Origin of the sequence: Pedobacter sp. (genome assembly GCF_046462515.1) — a bacterium.
Classification (GTDB): domain Bacteria; phylum Bacteroidota; class Bacteroidia; order Sphingobacteriales; family Sphingobacteriaceae; genus Pedobacter.
Window position 1 is genome coordinate 618869 of sequence record NZ_JBKGVD010000008.1, and the last position, 17422, is coordinate 636290.

Annotated in this window: 16 protein-coding genes; 8 read left to right on the plus strand and 8 right to left on the minus strand. The window is 36.7% G+C overall.

Annotation, left to right across the window (positions count from 1 at the left end):
- The first annotated feature begins 177 nt into the window (after positions 1-177).
- On the plus strand, positions 178-1581 hold the full coding sequence (locus ACLHG9_RS10735) for a serine hydrolase (protein WP_410221481.1): 1404 nt from the start codon (positions 178-180) through the stop codon (positions 1579-1581).
- A gap of 89 nt (positions 1582-1670) precedes the next feature.
- On the opposite strand, the gene ACLHG9_RS10740 is transcribed toward ACLHG9_RS10735, so the two are convergent.
- Entirely contained in the window at positions 1671-2060 is a 390-nt protein-coding gene (locus tag ACLHG9_RS10740) for a VOC family protein (RefSeq protein WP_410221482.1), read from the minus strand.
- A 126-nt stretch (positions 2061-2186) separates the two neighbouring features.
- On the opposite strand from ACLHG9_RS10740, the gene ACLHG9_RS10745 reads away from it, so the two are divergent.
- Positions 2187-2387, plus strand: coding sequence for a hypothetical protein (locus ACLHG9_RS10745; RefSeq protein ID WP_410221483.1), 201 nt, complete (start codon positions 2187-2189; stop codon positions 2385-2387).
- A gap of 60 nt (positions 2388-2447) precedes the next feature.
- Here ACLHG9_RS10745 and ACLHG9_RS10750 read toward each other — a convergent pair whose 3' ends face one another.
- The 4 genes from ACLHG9_RS10750 to ACLHG9_RS10765 form a co-directional block, all read right to left on the minus strand.
- The gene (locus tag ACLHG9_RS10750; RefSeq protein ID WP_410221484.1) at positions 2448-2945 is read right to left on the minus strand and encodes a DUF421 domain-containing protein; all 498 of its coding nucleotides are present in this window, start codon (positions 2943-2945) and stop codon (positions 2448-2450) included.
- Positions 2942-3436 (minus strand): inorganic diphosphatase, encoded by a 495-nt coding sequence (locus ACLHG9_RS10755; RefSeq protein ID WP_410221485.1) that lies wholly within the window; start codon positions 3434-3436, stop codon positions 2942-2944. Before ACLHG9_RS10755 ends, ACLHG9_RS10750 begins: the two co-directional genes overlap by 4 nt.
- 270 nt (positions 3437-3706) lie before the next feature.
- Positions 3707-4120, minus strand: coding sequence for an NAD(+)--rifampin ADP-ribosyltransferase (gene arr / locus ACLHG9_RS10760; RefSeq protein WP_410221709.1), 414 nt, complete (start codon positions 4118-4120; stop codon positions 3707-3709).
- 424 nt (positions 4121-4544) lie between these two features.
- Complete coding sequence (locus tag ACLHG9_RS10765; protein ID WP_410221486.1) at positions 4545-6932, minus strand: patatin-like phospholipase family protein; 2388 nt, start codon at positions 6930-6932, stop codon at positions 4545-4547.
- Between the two features lie 328 nt (positions 6933-7260).
- Here ACLHG9_RS10765 and ACLHG9_RS10770 point away from each other — a divergent pair, with 328 nt between their 5' ends.
- Positions 7261-7506, plus strand: coding sequence for a hypothetical protein (locus ACLHG9_RS10770; RefSeq protein WP_410221487.1), 246 nt, complete (start codon positions 7261-7263; stop codon positions 7504-7506).
- A gap of 202 nt (positions 7507-7708) precedes the next feature.
- Entirely contained in the window at positions 7709-8368 is a 660-nt protein-coding gene (locus ACLHG9_RS10775; protein ID WP_410221488.1) for a response regulator, read from the plus strand.
- A gap of 2 nt (positions 8369-8370) precedes the next feature.
- Here ACLHG9_RS10775 and ACLHG9_RS10780 read toward each other — a convergent pair whose 3' ends face one another.
- Positions 8371-10503 carry an ATP-binding protein gene (locus ACLHG9_RS10780; RefSeq protein ID WP_410221489.1) on the minus strand — a complete coding sequence of 711 codons (2133 nt, stop codon included), beginning with the start codon at positions 10501-10503 and terminating at the stop codon, positions 8371-8373.
- Between the two features lie 343 nt (positions 10504-10846).
- Here ACLHG9_RS10780 and ACLHG9_RS10785 point away from each other — a divergent pair, with 343 nt between their 5' ends.
- Genes ACLHG9_RS10785 through ACLHG9_RS10795 form a run of 3 tightly spaced genes read left to right on the plus strand, consistent with a single transcriptional unit; the run spans position 10847 to position 14586 of the window.
- On the plus strand, positions 10847-12658 hold the full coding sequence (locus ACLHG9_RS10785; protein ID WP_410221490.1) for a carbamoyltransferase: 1812 nt from the start codon (positions 10847-10849) through the stop codon (positions 12656-12658).
- Positions 12633-13538 carry a glycosyltransferase gene (locus tag ACLHG9_RS10790; protein WP_410221491.1) on the plus strand — a complete coding sequence of 302 codons (906 nt, stop codon included), beginning with the start codon at positions 12633-12635 and terminating at the stop codon, positions 13536-13538. Before ACLHG9_RS10785 ends, ACLHG9_RS10790 begins: the two co-directional genes overlap by 26 nt.
- A gap of 7 nt (positions 13539-13545) precedes the next feature.
- Positions 13546-14586 carry a glycosyltransferase family 9 protein gene (locus ACLHG9_RS10795; RefSeq protein ID WP_410221492.1) on the plus strand — a complete coding sequence of 347 codons (1041 nt, stop codon included), beginning with the start codon at positions 13546-13548 and terminating at the stop codon, positions 14584-14586.
- Positions 14587-14608: 22 nt separating this feature from the next.
- Here ACLHG9_RS10795 and ACLHG9_RS10800 read toward each other — a convergent pair whose 3' ends face one another.
- Positions 14609-16063 (minus strand): MFS transporter, encoded by a 1455-nt coding sequence (locus ACLHG9_RS10800; protein WP_410221493.1) that lies wholly within the window; start codon positions 16061-16063, stop codon positions 14609-14611.
- Positions 16064-16140: 77 nt separating this feature from the next.
- A complete protein-coding gene (locus ACLHG9_RS10805) occupies positions 16141-16668 on the minus strand; it encodes a ferritin-like domain-containing protein (RefSeq protein ID WP_410221494.1) in 528 nt (175 codons plus the stop codon).
- Positions 16669-17128: 460 nt separating this feature from the next.
- Here ACLHG9_RS10805 and ACLHG9_RS10810 point away from each other — a divergent pair, with 460 nt between their 5' ends.
- The gene (locus ACLHG9_RS10810) at positions 17129-17398 is read left to right on the plus strand and encodes a hypothetical protein (RefSeq protein WP_410221495.1); all 270 of its coding nucleotides are present in this window, start codon (positions 17129-17131) and stop codon (positions 17396-17398) included.
- Positions 17399-17422 lie beyond the last annotated feature (24 nt).

Genomic DNA, 17422 nt, shown 5'->3' on the forward strand with positions numbered 1-17422 from the left:
GATTTTTTTTAATCGGTCGCGTATTAATGTATTCTGATACACTTTTGCAGCAAAACCATTAAAAATAAATGAATTGCTATCAAAAAGTTTTGTATAACCATAGAGTGCATAATTAGAAAATTGTACCCCTCAATTCTATTAAAAAGAACTTCGTAAATCAAAATCAAAAAATTAATAATGAAAAATACAATTGTCATCTTTCTTTTCCTTTTTTCAATAAATGTATGGGCCCAAAAAAGTGAGAAAACGAAAAAAGAATTATACTACATCAATCAAATCGATTCTTTAATGGCAAAAACCTACAAAAGAGGTTTATTCAATGGAAATGTCCTTGTTGCCAAAAAAGGAAAAATCATCTATCAAAAATCATTTGGCTTTACAGATGAAACAAAGAAAACGCTCTTAACGAAAAATTCAATTTTAAATTTTGACTCTATTGCAAAGCAGTTTAACGCGGTTGCTATTATGATGTTGGTAGAACGTGGTCAACTAAATCTTGACGATCCGATTTCGAAATATGATTTAGGTTTGCCGAAATGGTCTGAAAAAGTGACGACAAGACATCTGATTAATTATGCCAGCGGAATTCCCAGATTAGAAAATGGATTAATCGGTCCGAAAAGCGACGAAGAAGCATGGAAGATTTTGAGAAAAACGGATACTTTGCTATTTGAGCCTGGAAAAGGTTACCGGTACGACAATGGCAACGTCTTTTTGCAAAGGAGAATTATTGAAAAGATAACAGGAATGACTTTCCAAGATTTCGTTACTAAAAATATTATTAAACCTTTGAAAATGACCAATTCGGTGTTTGATCCAAAATTTGGTTACAAAAACCGGACCTCTTGTTATGATATGGACAATGTCCGTTGCCCAGAAGTAGAATTTATCAGCGGTTGGCTTTGGTTGGACGTCAATGATATGTACAAATGGATTGATGCGATGAACCGTAATCGTTTAATTTCCAGAAAATCCTTTGAAACATTGCTGAATAATCCTTATGCAAAAGAAGAAGGTGGTTCGCTTGGCAGATATTATGAAGAAGATGAATTGCAGCGTCACAACGGTGTTTCGTATAAATTTGAATCTATTCTATTAAATGACATGAAAAATGATGTCATTGTAATTCTGGCATCTAACAACCTTAATAAAGTTTATAGCTTAGGGCATACCATCCGTGACATTATGTTGGGAAAAGCTTTTGAAATTCCTAAAAAATCGGTTTACCAGGCATTAAGAAAAGAAGCTCTAACCGATGTAAATAAAGCGATTGAAACTTATTATTTGTTGAAAAAAACTTCTGAAATGGAATATAGTTTTGAAAACCCGAGTGAACTTAACACCATAGGGTACGAATTACTCAGGCTAGGCAAAATTAACGAAGCTATAAAAATATTTGAATTGGCTACTAAAGAGTTCCCTAAAAACGCGAATGTAGCCGATAGTTTGGGAGAAGCCTATTTAACCAACAAACAGTATGATCTGGCCTTACAGTGGTATAATAAAGCGATCAGTCTTGGCGGTACCAACGGTAATGCAGAAAAAATGATTGGTGAAATCAAAAAAATTAAAGATCAATAACTTATTATAGTAATCTTTAACCATAATATTTAATCAATTTCATTCAAAATCAAATTTAAAATAGTTAGTAGGCTTATGTAAGGTTATGATTACATATAAAATACATTGTAACGGTGACCATCGGGATCGGCAAACATAAAACCATAATAACCCTCACCAAATGATTCGGGCTGGGAGAGGAGCCTGCCACCGGCTTTGTTTACGCTTGCAGCCCATTGATCTACCTCTTCTTTGTTTTTGGCAGAAAGCGAGAACAATACCTCGGCCCCAAGTTCCGCATCTGCCATTTCCATTTTCATGTTAGACTCGATTACCTCTTTTAAGAAAAAATGGATCACAAACCCATTTGCACCGAACTTAAAACTGGTTAATTGATCATTAGGTGAGCAATTGAGCTTAAAGCCCAGTTCTGTATAAAATTTTGTGGTTCGCTCTAAGTTGCGCACAGCCAGATTGGCCCATACCATTTGTGGTTCCATGACTTTTATTTGATATCATAAAGATAGCGCTATTTGAGTTTTAAAATAATAATGTTATGGATTAATAATTTTTGAAACTTTTTTCTATAGGGGCTGTTCCATAGATGTAACAAAAACTTAAAACCTATGAAACATAATCATCACGAAGAAGCTGCGAAGCACCATACTGCGGCAGCTAAACATCACACAGCGGCACATAAAAGTCATACAGAAGGTAATGACGAAAAAGCCTCACACCCTGCACATGCTGCCAGCGGGCATGCGCATAAAGCTAAAGAATCAGCGGCTGAAGCATCTAAAAAACATGCTGATAAGCATGGCTCATAACCAAAGGCGGATTTGATTCCGCCTTTTTTTTAAAAAAACATCAGCGTTCTTAGAATTTGATCAGGATGAATGCTTTTTCAATATAAAACTGATCCTACCGTTGGTTTCGAGAATGGCTTTTTCAACATGGGCCAGATTTTCACTTTTGGTTTCTAAACGCAAGCTTTCTACAAGGTCTGTTTGTGTTAAATTAACCGATTTCATTGCATCCCATCTGATCTTGCCAAACTCAACTAAAATTATTGCATTTCCTTTAATAAGACTGTTGAACCAGTTGTTTTTTTGACATAGCCATGCAATCAAACGATTGGTTAAAACCATCATAGCAGCGGCTATTACTGTTGAATGAAGAGCTGAAGCTCCTACAATACCTCTTGCCATCACAGCCCCAAACATGATAACGATAACACTATCAAGAGCTGATTTTTGCCCAAATATTCTTATGCCTCCAAAACGTAACAAGATCAGGGCAATAATAAATATGATAAAAGCCCTTATGGCCATGGGTAAGGGCTGAAGATGTTCGTCTGTTTTCCAAAGCGTATCGATATCTTTCATAATGTTTGACGTTTAATTTTTTTGAATGCTTTAGCGGCGCTTAAATAACCCGTAGTTTTAAATATCTTGCCTTCTTCTTTATTGTAATTTATAAAAAAATCTTCCAGCGCTTTGATAATGGTTTCCGGAATATTTTTCCAGTCTGTTAAATCCTTGAAAATCGCTGAGGCTAACGGTATTGCAATGAACCTATCATTCTTTACCAATTTGCTTTTAGTTTTGCCCTGCCTGGCTTTAAAACCTCCAACAAGCCTGCATTCTATCATTATACCCGGAAAACTGTGAAATTCGGATATCACGATGATATCTAAGGGATCGCCGTCTTGTCCTTTGGTATGTGGTATAAAGCCAAAATCATAAGGGAAAACCATTCCGGTAGGTAAAATTTTTTTAAGTTGAAAAAAGCCTGTTTTCTTTTTATATGCGTATTTCTCTACACTGCCTTTAGGGGTTTCTATTACTACTTGGATACTTTTATTTTCTGCTTTCATTGTCTTTTGTAATTAAATCTGTGCCTTAATTCCAAGTAAAATCATTCTGCTGATCTTTTTTCATTATAACAAGCGATTAAATATTTGGTTTTTTGCCCATGGTAAAAAGGCCAGCGCTTCTATAGTGATATTGCGTTTCGTGCTAAAGATTCGCCATGCCTCACTTGATTCAGCATCTTAGAGAGATATAGACATGAAACGAGTTCAGGGACGTTAAATAAGAGTTTCGTTTTGCTGAACTCGCTTCGAGATCTTACCTGTTTCTTATTACTAATTAATGATTTCGCCTTTGCTGTCGGCTAATTTTTCACGGAATTTTTGCAATTCTTCGGGTGTTGGCCTCTGCCAGTTGGTTATTTCTCCAATAATTTTTAACGGAGCTCGCGAACGGTAGGAACGGGTAGGATTGCCTGGGAACTTCTGATCGGTTAAATTGGGATCATTTTCATAGCTGCCCGTTGGTTCAACCACATATACACGTTCAGGCGCATTGCCCCTTGCCAATGCGGCAGCAAGCCCAGCCCCGTTAACCAAAGCGGTAAAATAAATATGGTTCATTTTAAATTCAGCCTTGTAATTTGAACTGCCACCAGCAATTAGTAAATCACCGGTTTTCAAATTCGCTTTTGTACCATGATAAAAAGGACCTTTATCAGTGGGGTTATGCTTAAATAAAGCAGCCAATTCGGTATATTCCTTTGATTTTTCTGTATTCTCCAGATCTTTATAACATTGGGCAATATTTAGATAAAGCTTGGGTAAAGCACTTCTAACACTATCATCATTGATCTTTAAGGCATATTCTAAAGTTGTTTCGAGCCATTTTAATTGATCAACAATTGTTCTTTGATGCCGGGCCACATAATGCGCAGCAAGAAATTTTTCAAAGTTGTTTGTAGCCTGGTTCCAGGCTTGCAGAAATAGATCAGCTGCTTTTTCTGGCTGACCGTTTTCTTCAGAGCCCATACCCTGAAGACAAAGCTTAACAATAGGGTTAAAAGGTGAAAATTCCATGTGCTGATATTTTAGGTGTTGGCTTGTTAAAAGCTGTAGAACGACATACAAATTTAGGATTTAGTGCTTTCTTATTCAGATTAAGGCATTCTCTTTATTTCGGCATAGGCTTGTAAACCAGTTTACGACTAAACAGAGTATCCATAATTTTGCCATTAGGTGCTAATTTTTCATGAATATCTTTTTGTATCCGGTTCATACTCTGACTGGAAAGCACCCAGTTCATCGGAATTTTCTTTTCTTCTGGATTTAAAGGAGCATCTATCCAAATTCCCTTAGCGGCTTCAATATCTTTTTTTAACAGTGCTACGGCAGTTTTGCTTCTGCCACTACGTGTGTTTAATAGACCAGAGGCAATTTCACTCAACTCATTTAAAAATTTTATACCATTATTGCTTGTTGAATCTGTACCAAATCTTAAACTGATGACTATAGGAGTAATCTGATCATAATCAGGTAATTGTTTTAATAACTGGATAATTTCTAACATGCTTCCTGTTCCAGTATTTTCAACATAACCACCATCGAGGTAATGCAAACGTTTTTTGTTGGCCGAATCAATCATTGCACCAGGCGAAAATAAAGGAAAGCGACTGCTGAAATTAATAGCAGTACTGTATCTTATATTTTTTAATTTGGAAGTGAATAAATCACGTTGCTTGCCAAAAAGAAATTGATCTGTACTTGTATTTGAAACAAGTGCATTCAGCCCGCTTTCGGCTTCAAAAGTATTAATCAGGAATATGGGTTTAACTGTACCTGTATCGTTTAATATAAAAGGCGCAGCATAACTGTTATCTTTTTTATTATTTTTAAACTTGGAATAAGCCTTTTCCCAAGTATCTTCCAAAGCAATGGAACGATCGAAAAGCTCAATATTACGCCATGAGAATAGATTAATAAATTCGCCGTAAAACATCTTTCCAATAATTGGTGATAATGAATCATGCAGAAAAAAATCACGTGTTTTTGCAACAAGGGCAGTATCTGCTACAGCTGATTTATCTCTAAACGCCATAGCATTATAAAAGCCTAATCCCACTGCACCACCCGATACACCCGACATGGCAAAAATGCTTTGACGAAAATCAATTGATCTCTTTGCCAGATCAGATTCCAGTTGGCTTAAGAACATAGCGGTATAAGCGCCTGTACGAAAAGCACCTCCCTCGGCACAGATAAATACTACAGGATAAGTATGCTGTCCGCTCACCGCTAAACCATTAAAATTTTTTTTGTATGCAGAAAACCATTTTTTAAACTGGATTTGAACATTATCTCGCTTCCGTACTTCTCCCAGTAAGCGTACGGGATGATCATTATCTAGCCATGACATGCAGGCAACCCAGGCAATAAGAACAAAGCGAATACCCAGTGGCCATTTAGGTAGAAATACTTTGTCTATATATAACAGGCCTATATACATACCTGTATAGCAGGCAAAAGCCAAACAAATTAGCGCAGGAGCACCAAATTCTGCATAGAAATTCCATTTTGCAGGAATAAGAGCAACCGTAATAAAGATGAAAATACTGATAAAGACCATTCTTCTTACACGTTTGTGGAAGATTGCATAAAAAGAAGGGGGAATTTTATAAACCCATTTATAAAGGGCCGCGCTGTTTTTAATTTTTTGGGCATTTAGCAAGATAAACGTATCAGGAACCAAACGTCTTGGCTGGAGCACTTTTGGATCTTGAGGAAAGCCTGGCTTTGGATAATTGTGATCCAGAAATAGATTTGTAAAATCTTTCAGTTCTTCATTGTAAATACCCTTAAAGTTGGTATGTTTAGGTAAGGTAAAAACATAATCATTATAAATACCGTATAGTTTTTCGAGCCATTTACGCTCTAGAGAAGGTAGTGAGCGGTGACCTAATTTAGTAAGTTTTGGGTTTCCTGGAGTACCTTTACCAAATTTACGAAAATACAGTTCGGCTAATACCAATAGTACTAATAACAGTGAAAAAATGGCTATTCCGCCAAAAGCTATACGTTGTGTATAACTGATGTATTCGGCACTAGCCAGTACCCATATAAGCCCTATAAGTACCATACATATAGGCCAGAGCAGAAAAAAAGCAGCTAATAATTTTTGAACAGTCTTTCTCCATTCAACCCGCTCATCACTTAAGTGCAGACCCGAGTTATCGGAAACAGCAATAGCATATCTAACACTTAGTTCAGCAAAAATACTCCAGAGGGTCATGGAGAAAAGTAAACCAGCAAAGGACCACCAGTTTCCGGCAATGGCACGTTCAATAACCAATAATAAAATATCTTGTCCCTGACCCAGATATAAAAAAGCGGCACCCGAAAGAATAACGAGAATAGCTACAAACCCGATACTGCGTATTACCGATAAAAAATCTGAAATAAATATTCGTTTAGAAAGTGATTTCCAGCTTATTTCAATTAGTCTGAATGCTTTAACAATTGCAAACCATAAGTTTAAAGGTGTGAGCGTTTTAATCCAATTCATGAATCGGTTATAATTTTTATTAGATAGAATCTAATCAGTTAGTTGTTTGTTTTTTAAATTTAGCTCATTCATGCGGGGCTTCCAAATATTTAAATAAAATTTAGGCAAAGAAACTTGATATCATTTTTGCTTGTTTAATTGAACAATTATGTAGCATAAACCGATCTTTAAATCTCTTTCTTCTTATAAATTGACAGGTATTTATTGGTATTTTATGAGGCTAAATACCTGATTGTTAGCTCAGAATACATTTGCTGTCTTTATGGTATATGCTTTGCGGCCGCTACGCAGATAATGTAATAATTAAGTTTTGTAAAGGAGGATACGTATGGAAAACGAAAATTCACATCAGGAAGGAGAGATGACAAAAAAAATTGAAAACCAGACTGCTAAAATTCCGTCTGATTTCTTTTTATGGACATCTATTGCGGCAATGGGACTTTCATTAGGCTTAAAATGCATGAAACACAAGCATATGGCACTTTTTGTAGGTCAATGGGTTGCACCTTTTCTATTATTTGGCGTGTACAATAAAATTGTAAAAACCCACGGACACGATGAAAAAGAGATGTAATATCCTGCTTTATGGTTGATCAGAAGATATTTTCAAGGCCAAGAACGGAATTGGAAATATTTTCTGTCAGCTAACGCTCGTTCTAAATAATGCTACAATGCTTCCGGGCTAATTTGTTTAAATAATTGCAATCTGAAACTATTTGTTGATACTTATGACTATTTAACAAGGATTATTTAACTGTTTGTTAATGAATTTAAACATGATAAAAATTATTTTGGCTGAAGATCATCCCATTGTACGCAATGGAATAAAGCTGCTCTTAGAATCACAAGAACATTTTTGCGTAATTGGCGAAGCGAATAATGGTAAAGAAACCATAGAATTGTTAGAAAACAAGCTCATACCTGATATATTGATTACAGATATAGGGATGAAAGAAATGGACGGGAAAGAACTGACCGAATACATTAATATCCATTATCCCGATATTAAGGTTATTGTACTTTCAATGGTAGGTAGTACCCAACTGGTATCTACCTGTTTTGAAAAGGGAGCCAATGGCTATCTGCTAAAAAAAGTAGATTATGAAGAATTGCTTTTTGCCATTAAACATGTAGCCAAAGGGGGCAAATATTTATGTGATGAGCTATCTATGGAGTTTATAGAAAGCGTGCAGCATAGCCCCGCTTTTAATACCTATAGCAATACCCATCTTGCAGAAGAAATAGACCTCTCAGACAGGGAGCTTGAAGTACTAGAACTGATTAGCGATGGTTTAACCAATATGGAAATTGCAGACAAGCTTTTTCTGAGCAAGAGAACGGTTGAAGGGCATAGGCAGAACCTGATCAATAAAACAAATGTTAGAAACTCTGCCGCATTGATTAAATATGCCTTTAAAAATGGCCTGATCTGTTAAAATTATGGATTTTTTGTTCGCAGCGGAAAACTTAAGGTTACTGTAGTTCCCTGGCCTAGCGTACTTTTTATGGCAATTTTTCCGTCTAACTTTTCTAACATTCTTTTGGTTAAAGAAAGACCGATACCGGTTCCCGGAAAATTACGGCTGTTGCTTGCCCGGTTAAATACATTGAATATATTTTTTATAAAAGACTTAGGAATACCTATGCCATTATCTTTTATACTGTAATACAGGCATTTATTATGTTGTCGGCTGTCTATCTTTATAAGAGCATGTTCTTGCATAGAGGTATATTTTACCGCATTACCTATTACATTTAAAAATATTTGGTAGATCATACTTTTTTCGCCCCAAACAGGCAGTATTTTACCTAATACCACAGTACAGCGTTCGTTGTTATAGAGTATCTTTGCTTCATTTACAATCTTTTTTAACATATTTGATAAGGGTATGGGAACCTTTGAAAATTTGTATGCTTTCTTATCCAGCAAATACAATAAGCCATCTATAATAGCTTCAATATTATGTACGCCATCTAATATGGTCTTGCTCCATTTTTGTTGATGATCTTGATTATCATAAATAACCTGAGCGCCTATTTTTACCACAGACAAAGGATTTTTCAAGTCGTGAGAAAGGGTAAAAGCAATGGTTTCGAGTTCATTATTTAATATGATCAGCTCTTCGTTAAGCTTTTCATGTTCTTTTGATTTTAAGATAACAACTTCATGCAGCAGCTCGTTTAGGCTTTGTACAAAATAGAGTGCTTTATCATCCCAGGGCTCTGCGGCATTTATAACGGTCTCTTCCCAGGTTTCGCAGCTCGCTTTTTCTTCTTGAGCATTAGAAGAAGTAATATGGTAAATACGGTCTGTTTTTTCTTTTCTGAACCATAAAATGTAATTATCGTTTCTTTGAGCGATCTGCAAGCTTAATAAGCCTGCAAAAGGTAGAAAACTACTTATTTCTTTTTGGTGTTTTGAAGCAAAATCCTGATCTATAAAAATAGGTTTTTTATGAAGCGGGTTAATGATTTTGATAATTTCTTCAATCTGTACAGGTGTGGGGCAAATGCCGCTCGTAAATACATCTCCGGCATGGTAAATAGCTATACCATCGGCCTTGGTATTGCGGCAAAGCATTTTAAGGTTCTGAACCAGTACGGCGTTGGTACTGTTGCTGTTCATTAATTTTTCTTTGAAATTAACTTCAAAGCTCTTGATCTGATTATAATATTTTAATTGCGATTGCTTAAAATCTGAATCGAACCTATGTGCAGCATGCTGCAGAACTAACGTGCATAATTGCCTAGTCTGTAAATCTATGGCTTTTTCCTGGTAATGGTGCCCGGCCAATAGCCCCCAGAATTTATGATCTATAAAAATAGGGATCACAATTACAGAGACCACCCCAAGGCTTCTTAAGCTATTGATGTGAAAATCGGGGAAGGGATGGAGCAGGGAAGGCAACAGGTCCGTATGTTTACCATTTTCTAAAAATTCAATGTTTTCATTGCCTGTATCAGGGCAATAACGGTAAGAAGAACTACGGTAAAAATTAATGGTTTCTGCCGGCATAAAACTTTCAGCAAATTGCTTTCCCAAGTATTTTTTATCAGCCGAACATTCGCTTAACATCCGCCCTCTGCCAGATGATTCCATTTTATAAAGAAGTACTCTGTCAAAACCAATGATTTTTCTTACAGAGGTACATACCGATGTCCATACATTTTTTGTTTTTTCTTCTAAAAAACAGGTTAACGTATGTATCTGAACTGTTTTAACTGATTGTTTTTGATGGGGTTCCCATTCGCAATATATTTTATTCCTGTTCCTGAACAGATTTAAATAATACCGTTTTCCTAAAATAGTGTCGTAAAGTATTTGCCTGCCATCAGGTTCATGCAGCAGCTTTTGTACTGTTTTTAATATTTTATTAGCCTGCGTACTAAAAGAGTCATTAAAAAAATGGGCAATAGGCTGGTTTAAATAAGAATGGGCAGGTTGAGCAGTAACATCAGTGATATTGGCACTTAAGCCAATGATCTGGGCCTTTAAATCGATAACAATGATATACCCAAAAGATTGAACATAAGTAACGGGTGTACGCCGCCTAATTTTAAAGTTTTCCATAGGTGTTTTTATCCAAGTTATCCATAAATAAAATAATTTATAGACAAGAGCATAAGTAAAGATAAGCTTGCTGTTTTTACACTTGCCTATCTCTTGCTCAACATTACGTATTTTACGTACTGGGGTGGATAAATAAGCGAATTACACTGTTCTGTTTTAAATAAAATCTGGTTAGAGATCAGTGTTTTATTCTTTAAGCCCTTAACGTAAATATACGGATATAATGTTATAAATACTTTAATAAGTGCTATTATTTTTATAAAAGTACCTGATTTCAAAAATACCAAATCTTTTAAACGCTTTAAGCAGTTACAACAGTACTTGATCACTTAAATAACAGCTTATGTACACCCTTGGTATTAACGCGGTATTTCATGATTCTTCTGCCTGTATTGTAAAAGACGGGCAGCTCATCGCCGCCGTTGAAGACGAAAGATTTACCCATTTTAAGCATGGCAAAAGACCTATTCCTTTTAGCACTTATGAACTGCCTTTCCATGCCATTGATTTTTGCTTAAAAACGGCAGATATACATCTTAATGAAGTAGATCATATTGCTTATTCTTTTGATCCGTACCAAATTTTGCCTCAAGAATTAAGAGCTTCAGCTTTTTGTCCGGTCCCTTTGTTTTCAGACCAGCAGAATTTTAATGCAGAACTTGAAAATCCGTGGAATAATCTTTTTTTAAGTTCCATCATCAACGCAGAGAACCATTTGGTTGATGGTTACCCGCATCATCTGCAAAAAAGATTTTATAAAGCCAATAAAAGCAATTGGAAATGGCATTTTGTAAACCATCATCTAGCCCATGCAGCAAGTGCTTTTCTACCTTCGCCTTTTACAAGAGCAGCCATACTTACTTTAGACGGGCGTGGAGAAGATTGCTCTACCACCTACAGTATAGGACAAAACAATAACATTAGCAAAATAGATGAAGTAAGGTTACCGCATTCTTTAGGCCTGTTGTACGAAAATGTGACCACTCATTTGGGTTTTTTGCATTCATCGGATGAATATAAGGTAATGGCGCTGGCCTCATATGGTAAGCCCGAATTTGTAAAATACTTTAGAGAGATTGTACGGTACCTGGGCAACGGGCAGTACCAGATTGTTAATGAAAAACTTGAAGAACGCTTTGGCCCGCCCAGATTAAAAGGTGAAGAATTTACCGCTTACCATTTTGATATAGCCCGCTCTTTACAATATGTATTAGAAGAAACCGTATTAGAGCTTTGCAGCTGGCTATATGATATGAGCCATGAAGATTCTTTATGTATAGCAGGCGGAGTGGGCTTAAACTGTGTTTTAAATGCACGCATAAGAGACAAAAGCGCCTTTAAAAATATATGGGTACAACCTGCCGCAGGCGATTCGGGAACGGCACTGGGGGCAGCGCTTTGGACAGATGCGCAAATAAGAGAAAGCAAAAATAAAGATTTTGTAATGGAACACGTGTACTGGGGCCCTGAGTATAGTGATGAAGAAATAGAAGCTTTTTTAAAAAAATGTAAGATACCTTACCATAAGATGGATGATGTGGCCCAAGAAACTGCCGGGCTTTTGGCTCAAAATAAGATTATTGGCTGGTTTCAGGGCAAGATGGAATATGGGCCACGCTCTTTGGGCAGCAGGTCTATTTTAGCTTCGCCCATTGATTCTAAGATGCAGTCTTTACTAAATATTGTTAAAGACCGTGAAGATTTCAGACCTGTAGCGCCCGTGGTTTTAGAAGAAGATGCCCATCACTGGTTTGAGCAGGCTCAAAAATCGCCATTTATGCTTTTTGTTTACAATGTAATTAAAGAACGAGCGCATTTAATACCGGCCGTAAAACATATTGACGGTACGGCCCGGGTGCAAACTATTAATAAAGAACAGCATCCTTTGTATTACAAGCTCATTAAGGCCTTTAAAGAAATTACGGATGTACCGGTATTGGTTAATACCTCTTTTAATACTTTAGGCAAACCCATTGTCTGTAGTCCGCGTGATGCCATAGAGTGTTTCTGGACATCGCCTTTTGATGCTTTAATTATGGGTTCATTTTTAATTAGTAAAGATTATGGAAATAAAAATATCGGTGGTAATACCCACTTACAAGAGACCGAGCCTGTTGAAGCGCTGCCTCATGCGCTTAGCCAGGCAAAATATTAATTCAGCATGGTTTGAAGTTATTGTGGTGAGTGACGGACCAGATGAGCAAACCCGTAACATGGTTAAGAAGATGGCCAAGAGAGCAGCCATTAGCCTCAAATATATAGAACCAGATTGCAAAAACGGGCCCGCTTACGCCCGAAATATAGGATGGTTAAGTGCAAAAGGCCAGCTGGTAGCTTTTACAGATGATGATTGCCTGCCTCAATGCGATTGGTTAAAAACCGTTTTAAAACATTATAAAGGCGAGGAACTGATTGCTTACAGTGGCAGTACCATAGTGCCCATATCTAACAGACCGCATGACTTTGAACTGAATACGGCTAAGTTGCAGTATGCCGATTTTATTACGGCAAATTGTGTATGTACAAAAAAAGCGCTCATTCAGATTGGAGGGTTCGATATGCGTTTTAAACTGGCCTGGCGTGAAGATAGCGACCTCGAATTTAAACTGATTGAGCAGTGCATTCCAATCATTAAGCTGGAAGATGCCTGTGTGGTACACCCGGTAAGAAGATTTCCATGGGCAGTAAGTATCAAAGAACAAAGAAAAGTAATTTACGATGCGCTGCTGTTTAAAAAATATCCTCAATTGTACCGCAGAAAGATTAGCAGGCAGGCTGCCTGGAATTATTATCTGGTTGTATTGTTTACTCTTCTGTTTATTTATTTCATTTTAAACGGCGCAATTTATTTAGCCTTTGCTAATCTATGCGCACTTTTTGCCTTAATTATAAATTTTGCTTGGAAACGTACTAAAAACGCAGACCGGTCTTTTAAGCATGTTAGTGAGATGCTATTTACTTCTTTTATCATTCCATATGTGGCCATTTACTGGAAAACATACGGGGCATTAAAATACAGGGTTTTATTATTATAGCTTAACTATGGAAAACAATATTAAAAAAATAGCCATTTTCAGAGCTTTACAGCTTGGAGATATTTTATGTGCCATGCCTGCCATAAAGGCTATACGTGAATTTTACCCGCAGGCCGAAATAATCTTTATAGGTCTTGCACATACTAAGCCGCTTATAGAAAGATTTAAATGTACAGATCAGTTTGTGGCTTTTCCAGGTTATCCGGGCTTACCTGAACAGGAGTTTGACCCTATAGGCTTTGAAACATTTGTAAATCAAATGCGTGAAAAAGAGATCGATCTGCTTTTTCAGTTGCAGGGAAATGGCGCTGTAGTTTATGAATTTCTAAATATACTGGGCGCAAAACGGGTAGTAGGATTTTGCCAAACAATAGCGCAGCAAAATGAAGATCTGATGTGTTATCCCGAAAAACTGCATGAGATAGACCGGCATCTGGCTTTACTAAATCACCTTAAAATAGCTTATAGCAATGACGAGATATTTTTCTCTACCTTAGAACAAGATGAAGCCGATTTTAAAGCTTTAAAATCGGGCTTAAAGCCTAAAGAATACATCTGTATACATCCCGGCTCAAGAGGGAAGTGGAGACAATGGCCGGTAGCTTATTTTGCAGCCATAGCAGATTTCTGCAAAGAAAGAGGTTTTGAAGTGGTTATTACAGGAGATGAAAATGAAACGGACATTGCTCATGAACTGGCTGTAAAAATGAAATACAGACCGCTCATTTTAACAGGAAAGACCTCTTTAGGTGCCATTAGCCACATTATTGAAAACGCTTTTGCGCTAATAGCCAATTGTACCGGTGTATCACATATTGCGGCAGCTTTAAAAACTCCGAGCATTATTATCAGCATGGATGGAGAGCCTTACCGTTGGGGCCCTAAAAACCTGGCTCTGCATTTTACCATAGACTGGAACCTTAATCCTGATTACAAATTTGTTTTGCGATCGGTAATAGAAATGATCAATATGAACCAAAGCGGATTAGCGCTAGAAAAACCGGAAGAAAAAGAAAGGTCTGTAAAAAAACAGGAGCTATTACACTGAAACGTATTAAGATCAGAAGAGTTTAAGCAGCTTTCTTTCTTTTTAAGATGGCTTTGAGCATACTATGCCAAGTTACTATATTACCAATAATAAAGCTCTCTTTCAAATCACTTTTAAAACGGGTTTTCATGATTCTTTTAACAATAGAATGGCCTACTTCGCCCTGTTCCTGCACTTTGGCCAGTAACCTTAAAGAAAGTAATGCCAACAATGCGCCAATCAGGAAAAGAAAATTCCATTCATGTAAATAGATCAGCTTTAACAGTTTATTAAATTGAGGGCTTATCCACTCAAAAGTAATTTTGAGCTGTTTATTAGAGAAATAATCGGCTAATATGCCACCAAGCAGGGGAGAAACAGAAGAGAAAACAGAAGTGATGATATTTTTAACCGACAGATAAACCACTGCATCGGTTTTAGGCGCCAGCTTAAGACCTATATTGGTTAATGCCAGATTGATCCCTGCTGTAGAAATTCCGGTAAAGATGTGAATACCCACTAAAAGCGCCATATTTACATACCAGCGTGAGTAAATGCCCACAAAAATCCAGGCGATAATACAAACAATATAAATAGGGGTACTTAGATAGATTATACTCTTATTGCTGTAACGATCTGATAGTTTACCCCATAACTGTATGGTTAATACACTAAACACCTGGCTAATTACCGTAAGTGCGATAATATAGGTCATTGGGATCTTAAGCGTTCGCAACATAAAAACCATAAAGAACGGAACAGCAAGGTTAATGGCAAAAACCCAGGCCCCGTTAAACCAGAGCATGTTTCTGAAATTTTTATTCCTTAAAGGCATCATAAACAGATCAAAGAAATCTCCTTTAGATAAATAAGACTGAGGTTCTACTGCCTGCGAAAGAAAAAACGTTCCGGTTAAACCTACAGATCCTGCTATAATAAAATAAACTGAATACAGGCTGAGCAGCCCAGATGGATGTTTGCTGGTAAAATAATCTACCATTACAGCCACCAAAAGGCTCAGGCAAATGTTAACGATCTGCATGTAACGGCTCCGTTTAGAAAAGTACTGTCCCAACTGATCTTCAGGCACCAGATCTTTGATCCATGAATTCCACCCTGCACCGCCAACAGAGCTAAACAGGTAATGGATAAACATCATGACCATTAAAAAATAGACAGATATGCCGAACTGAAACAACAGCCAGCCAATAATGATTAGAGGTGTACGGGCAATAATAAGCGATATGGTGGTAATACTTTTACGGTTGGGAAACCTGCGCATCAGTAAAATAGAAAATAACTGCGCCAGATTGGTTAGCGAAGGGAAAGCTGCCAGTAAACCGATCTGAAAATTAGAGGCACCTAAAAGCAATGCTGTGGCTACCAGAAAAGCCCCACTGGTAAGGCAAACCACAATCTCAGAGCTTATTCCATCTACAATAACCAGATGTAAACTTCTTTCAATCTCTTTGTTTTCTATATGTAACTGCGGCTTCATTCTTTACCTTGAAAAAAAGAGATGCCCGGCCATAGCCGATGCATCTCGGGTATAAGAATTAAGGGAAGTTGCTTGCCTTAAGCTGGTTGAGTTTGCTCTACATTAGCAGAATTCATGGCAATTTCTGTTAGCTTATTATCTGTTTCTTTTTCTTCAGATAAGGTTTCTTTTAAAAGTTCTGCCACATCATCATGTTGCATAAGTTCTGCATAAGTAGCAAGACTACCGTAAGAAGCTATTTCATAATGTTCTATTTTTTGTGCCGCGCAGATTAGGGCTGCATCTTTTGCCGGACTGTCCTCAAAATCGCTTATAATCTCTTCGGCTTCTTTTAACAGACCTTCCATAGCTTTACAGGTTTTAGATCTGGGTTTCATGTTCAGATGTTCAAAAACTTGTTTCAATCGCTCAATGTGTCCTTCTGTTTGTTGTAAATGCTCTTTAAAAGCCTGTTGCAGCATTTCATTTTCTGCTTCAGCACTCATTTTTTTTAATCCTTTCAGCAATTGTTTTTCGGCACCTAAGATGTCTTTTAGTTCATCTACCATTAAATCGTGAAGATGCTCATTAGGCATGTTACCATTCTCTTTCATTGACTTTTTCATAGTGATATGATTTTAAATTTATTACCTAATTACCAAACAGGAAAAGCTAAAAATCGTTGTTTCAAAGTTTTTTTCAGGTATTTTTTGCAACATTTTATCTTCTGTAACAAGTATAAAATACAGGGTAAATTCTATAGAATGTTTTTAATTGAAATCAAAGTCTTTTACTAACTGCCCTGTGTTGTTCTTCTTTAATTATAAGCGCTTGTTTTAAAGCGCTTTTTGTTACTTATAATCAAATCAGCTCTCTTTTAATATAAATCTGGAAGATGAGAAGTAGGTGTTTATAAACCGGATTATCGACCAAATAAAAGAAGGTTTTGTTAAGTATTTATACCCTGCTTATACGGATATGTCATCAAAAAAACAGGTATTCTGCCAAACGAACATTTTCAGAAAGCCCCTGTTTATTGAGATGTAAGTGAATAATTAAATTTTTAAAACTCAAATCTATAATACCATGAAAAACACAGGAAATTTCGAGGGCCGGAACCAACAAAATTTAAGTAGTGAATTTAAGGGTTTAAACTATTGGGTTAATCCCAATGTAGAAAGCGGCGAACAGAGGACTGATGCAAATGAAAATGAAATAGTAAAAGATGAGAGCAATCAATATGTAAACCTTTCAGAAGCCGCAGGCCAGAGCATAACGCAAGAACCTTTAAAAAATAATGATACACCGTTATATTTCTTAGAATATGATCTGGATAAGCTAGACTTTATGGACTAAGAATGAATTGTTACCTAAGCTTAA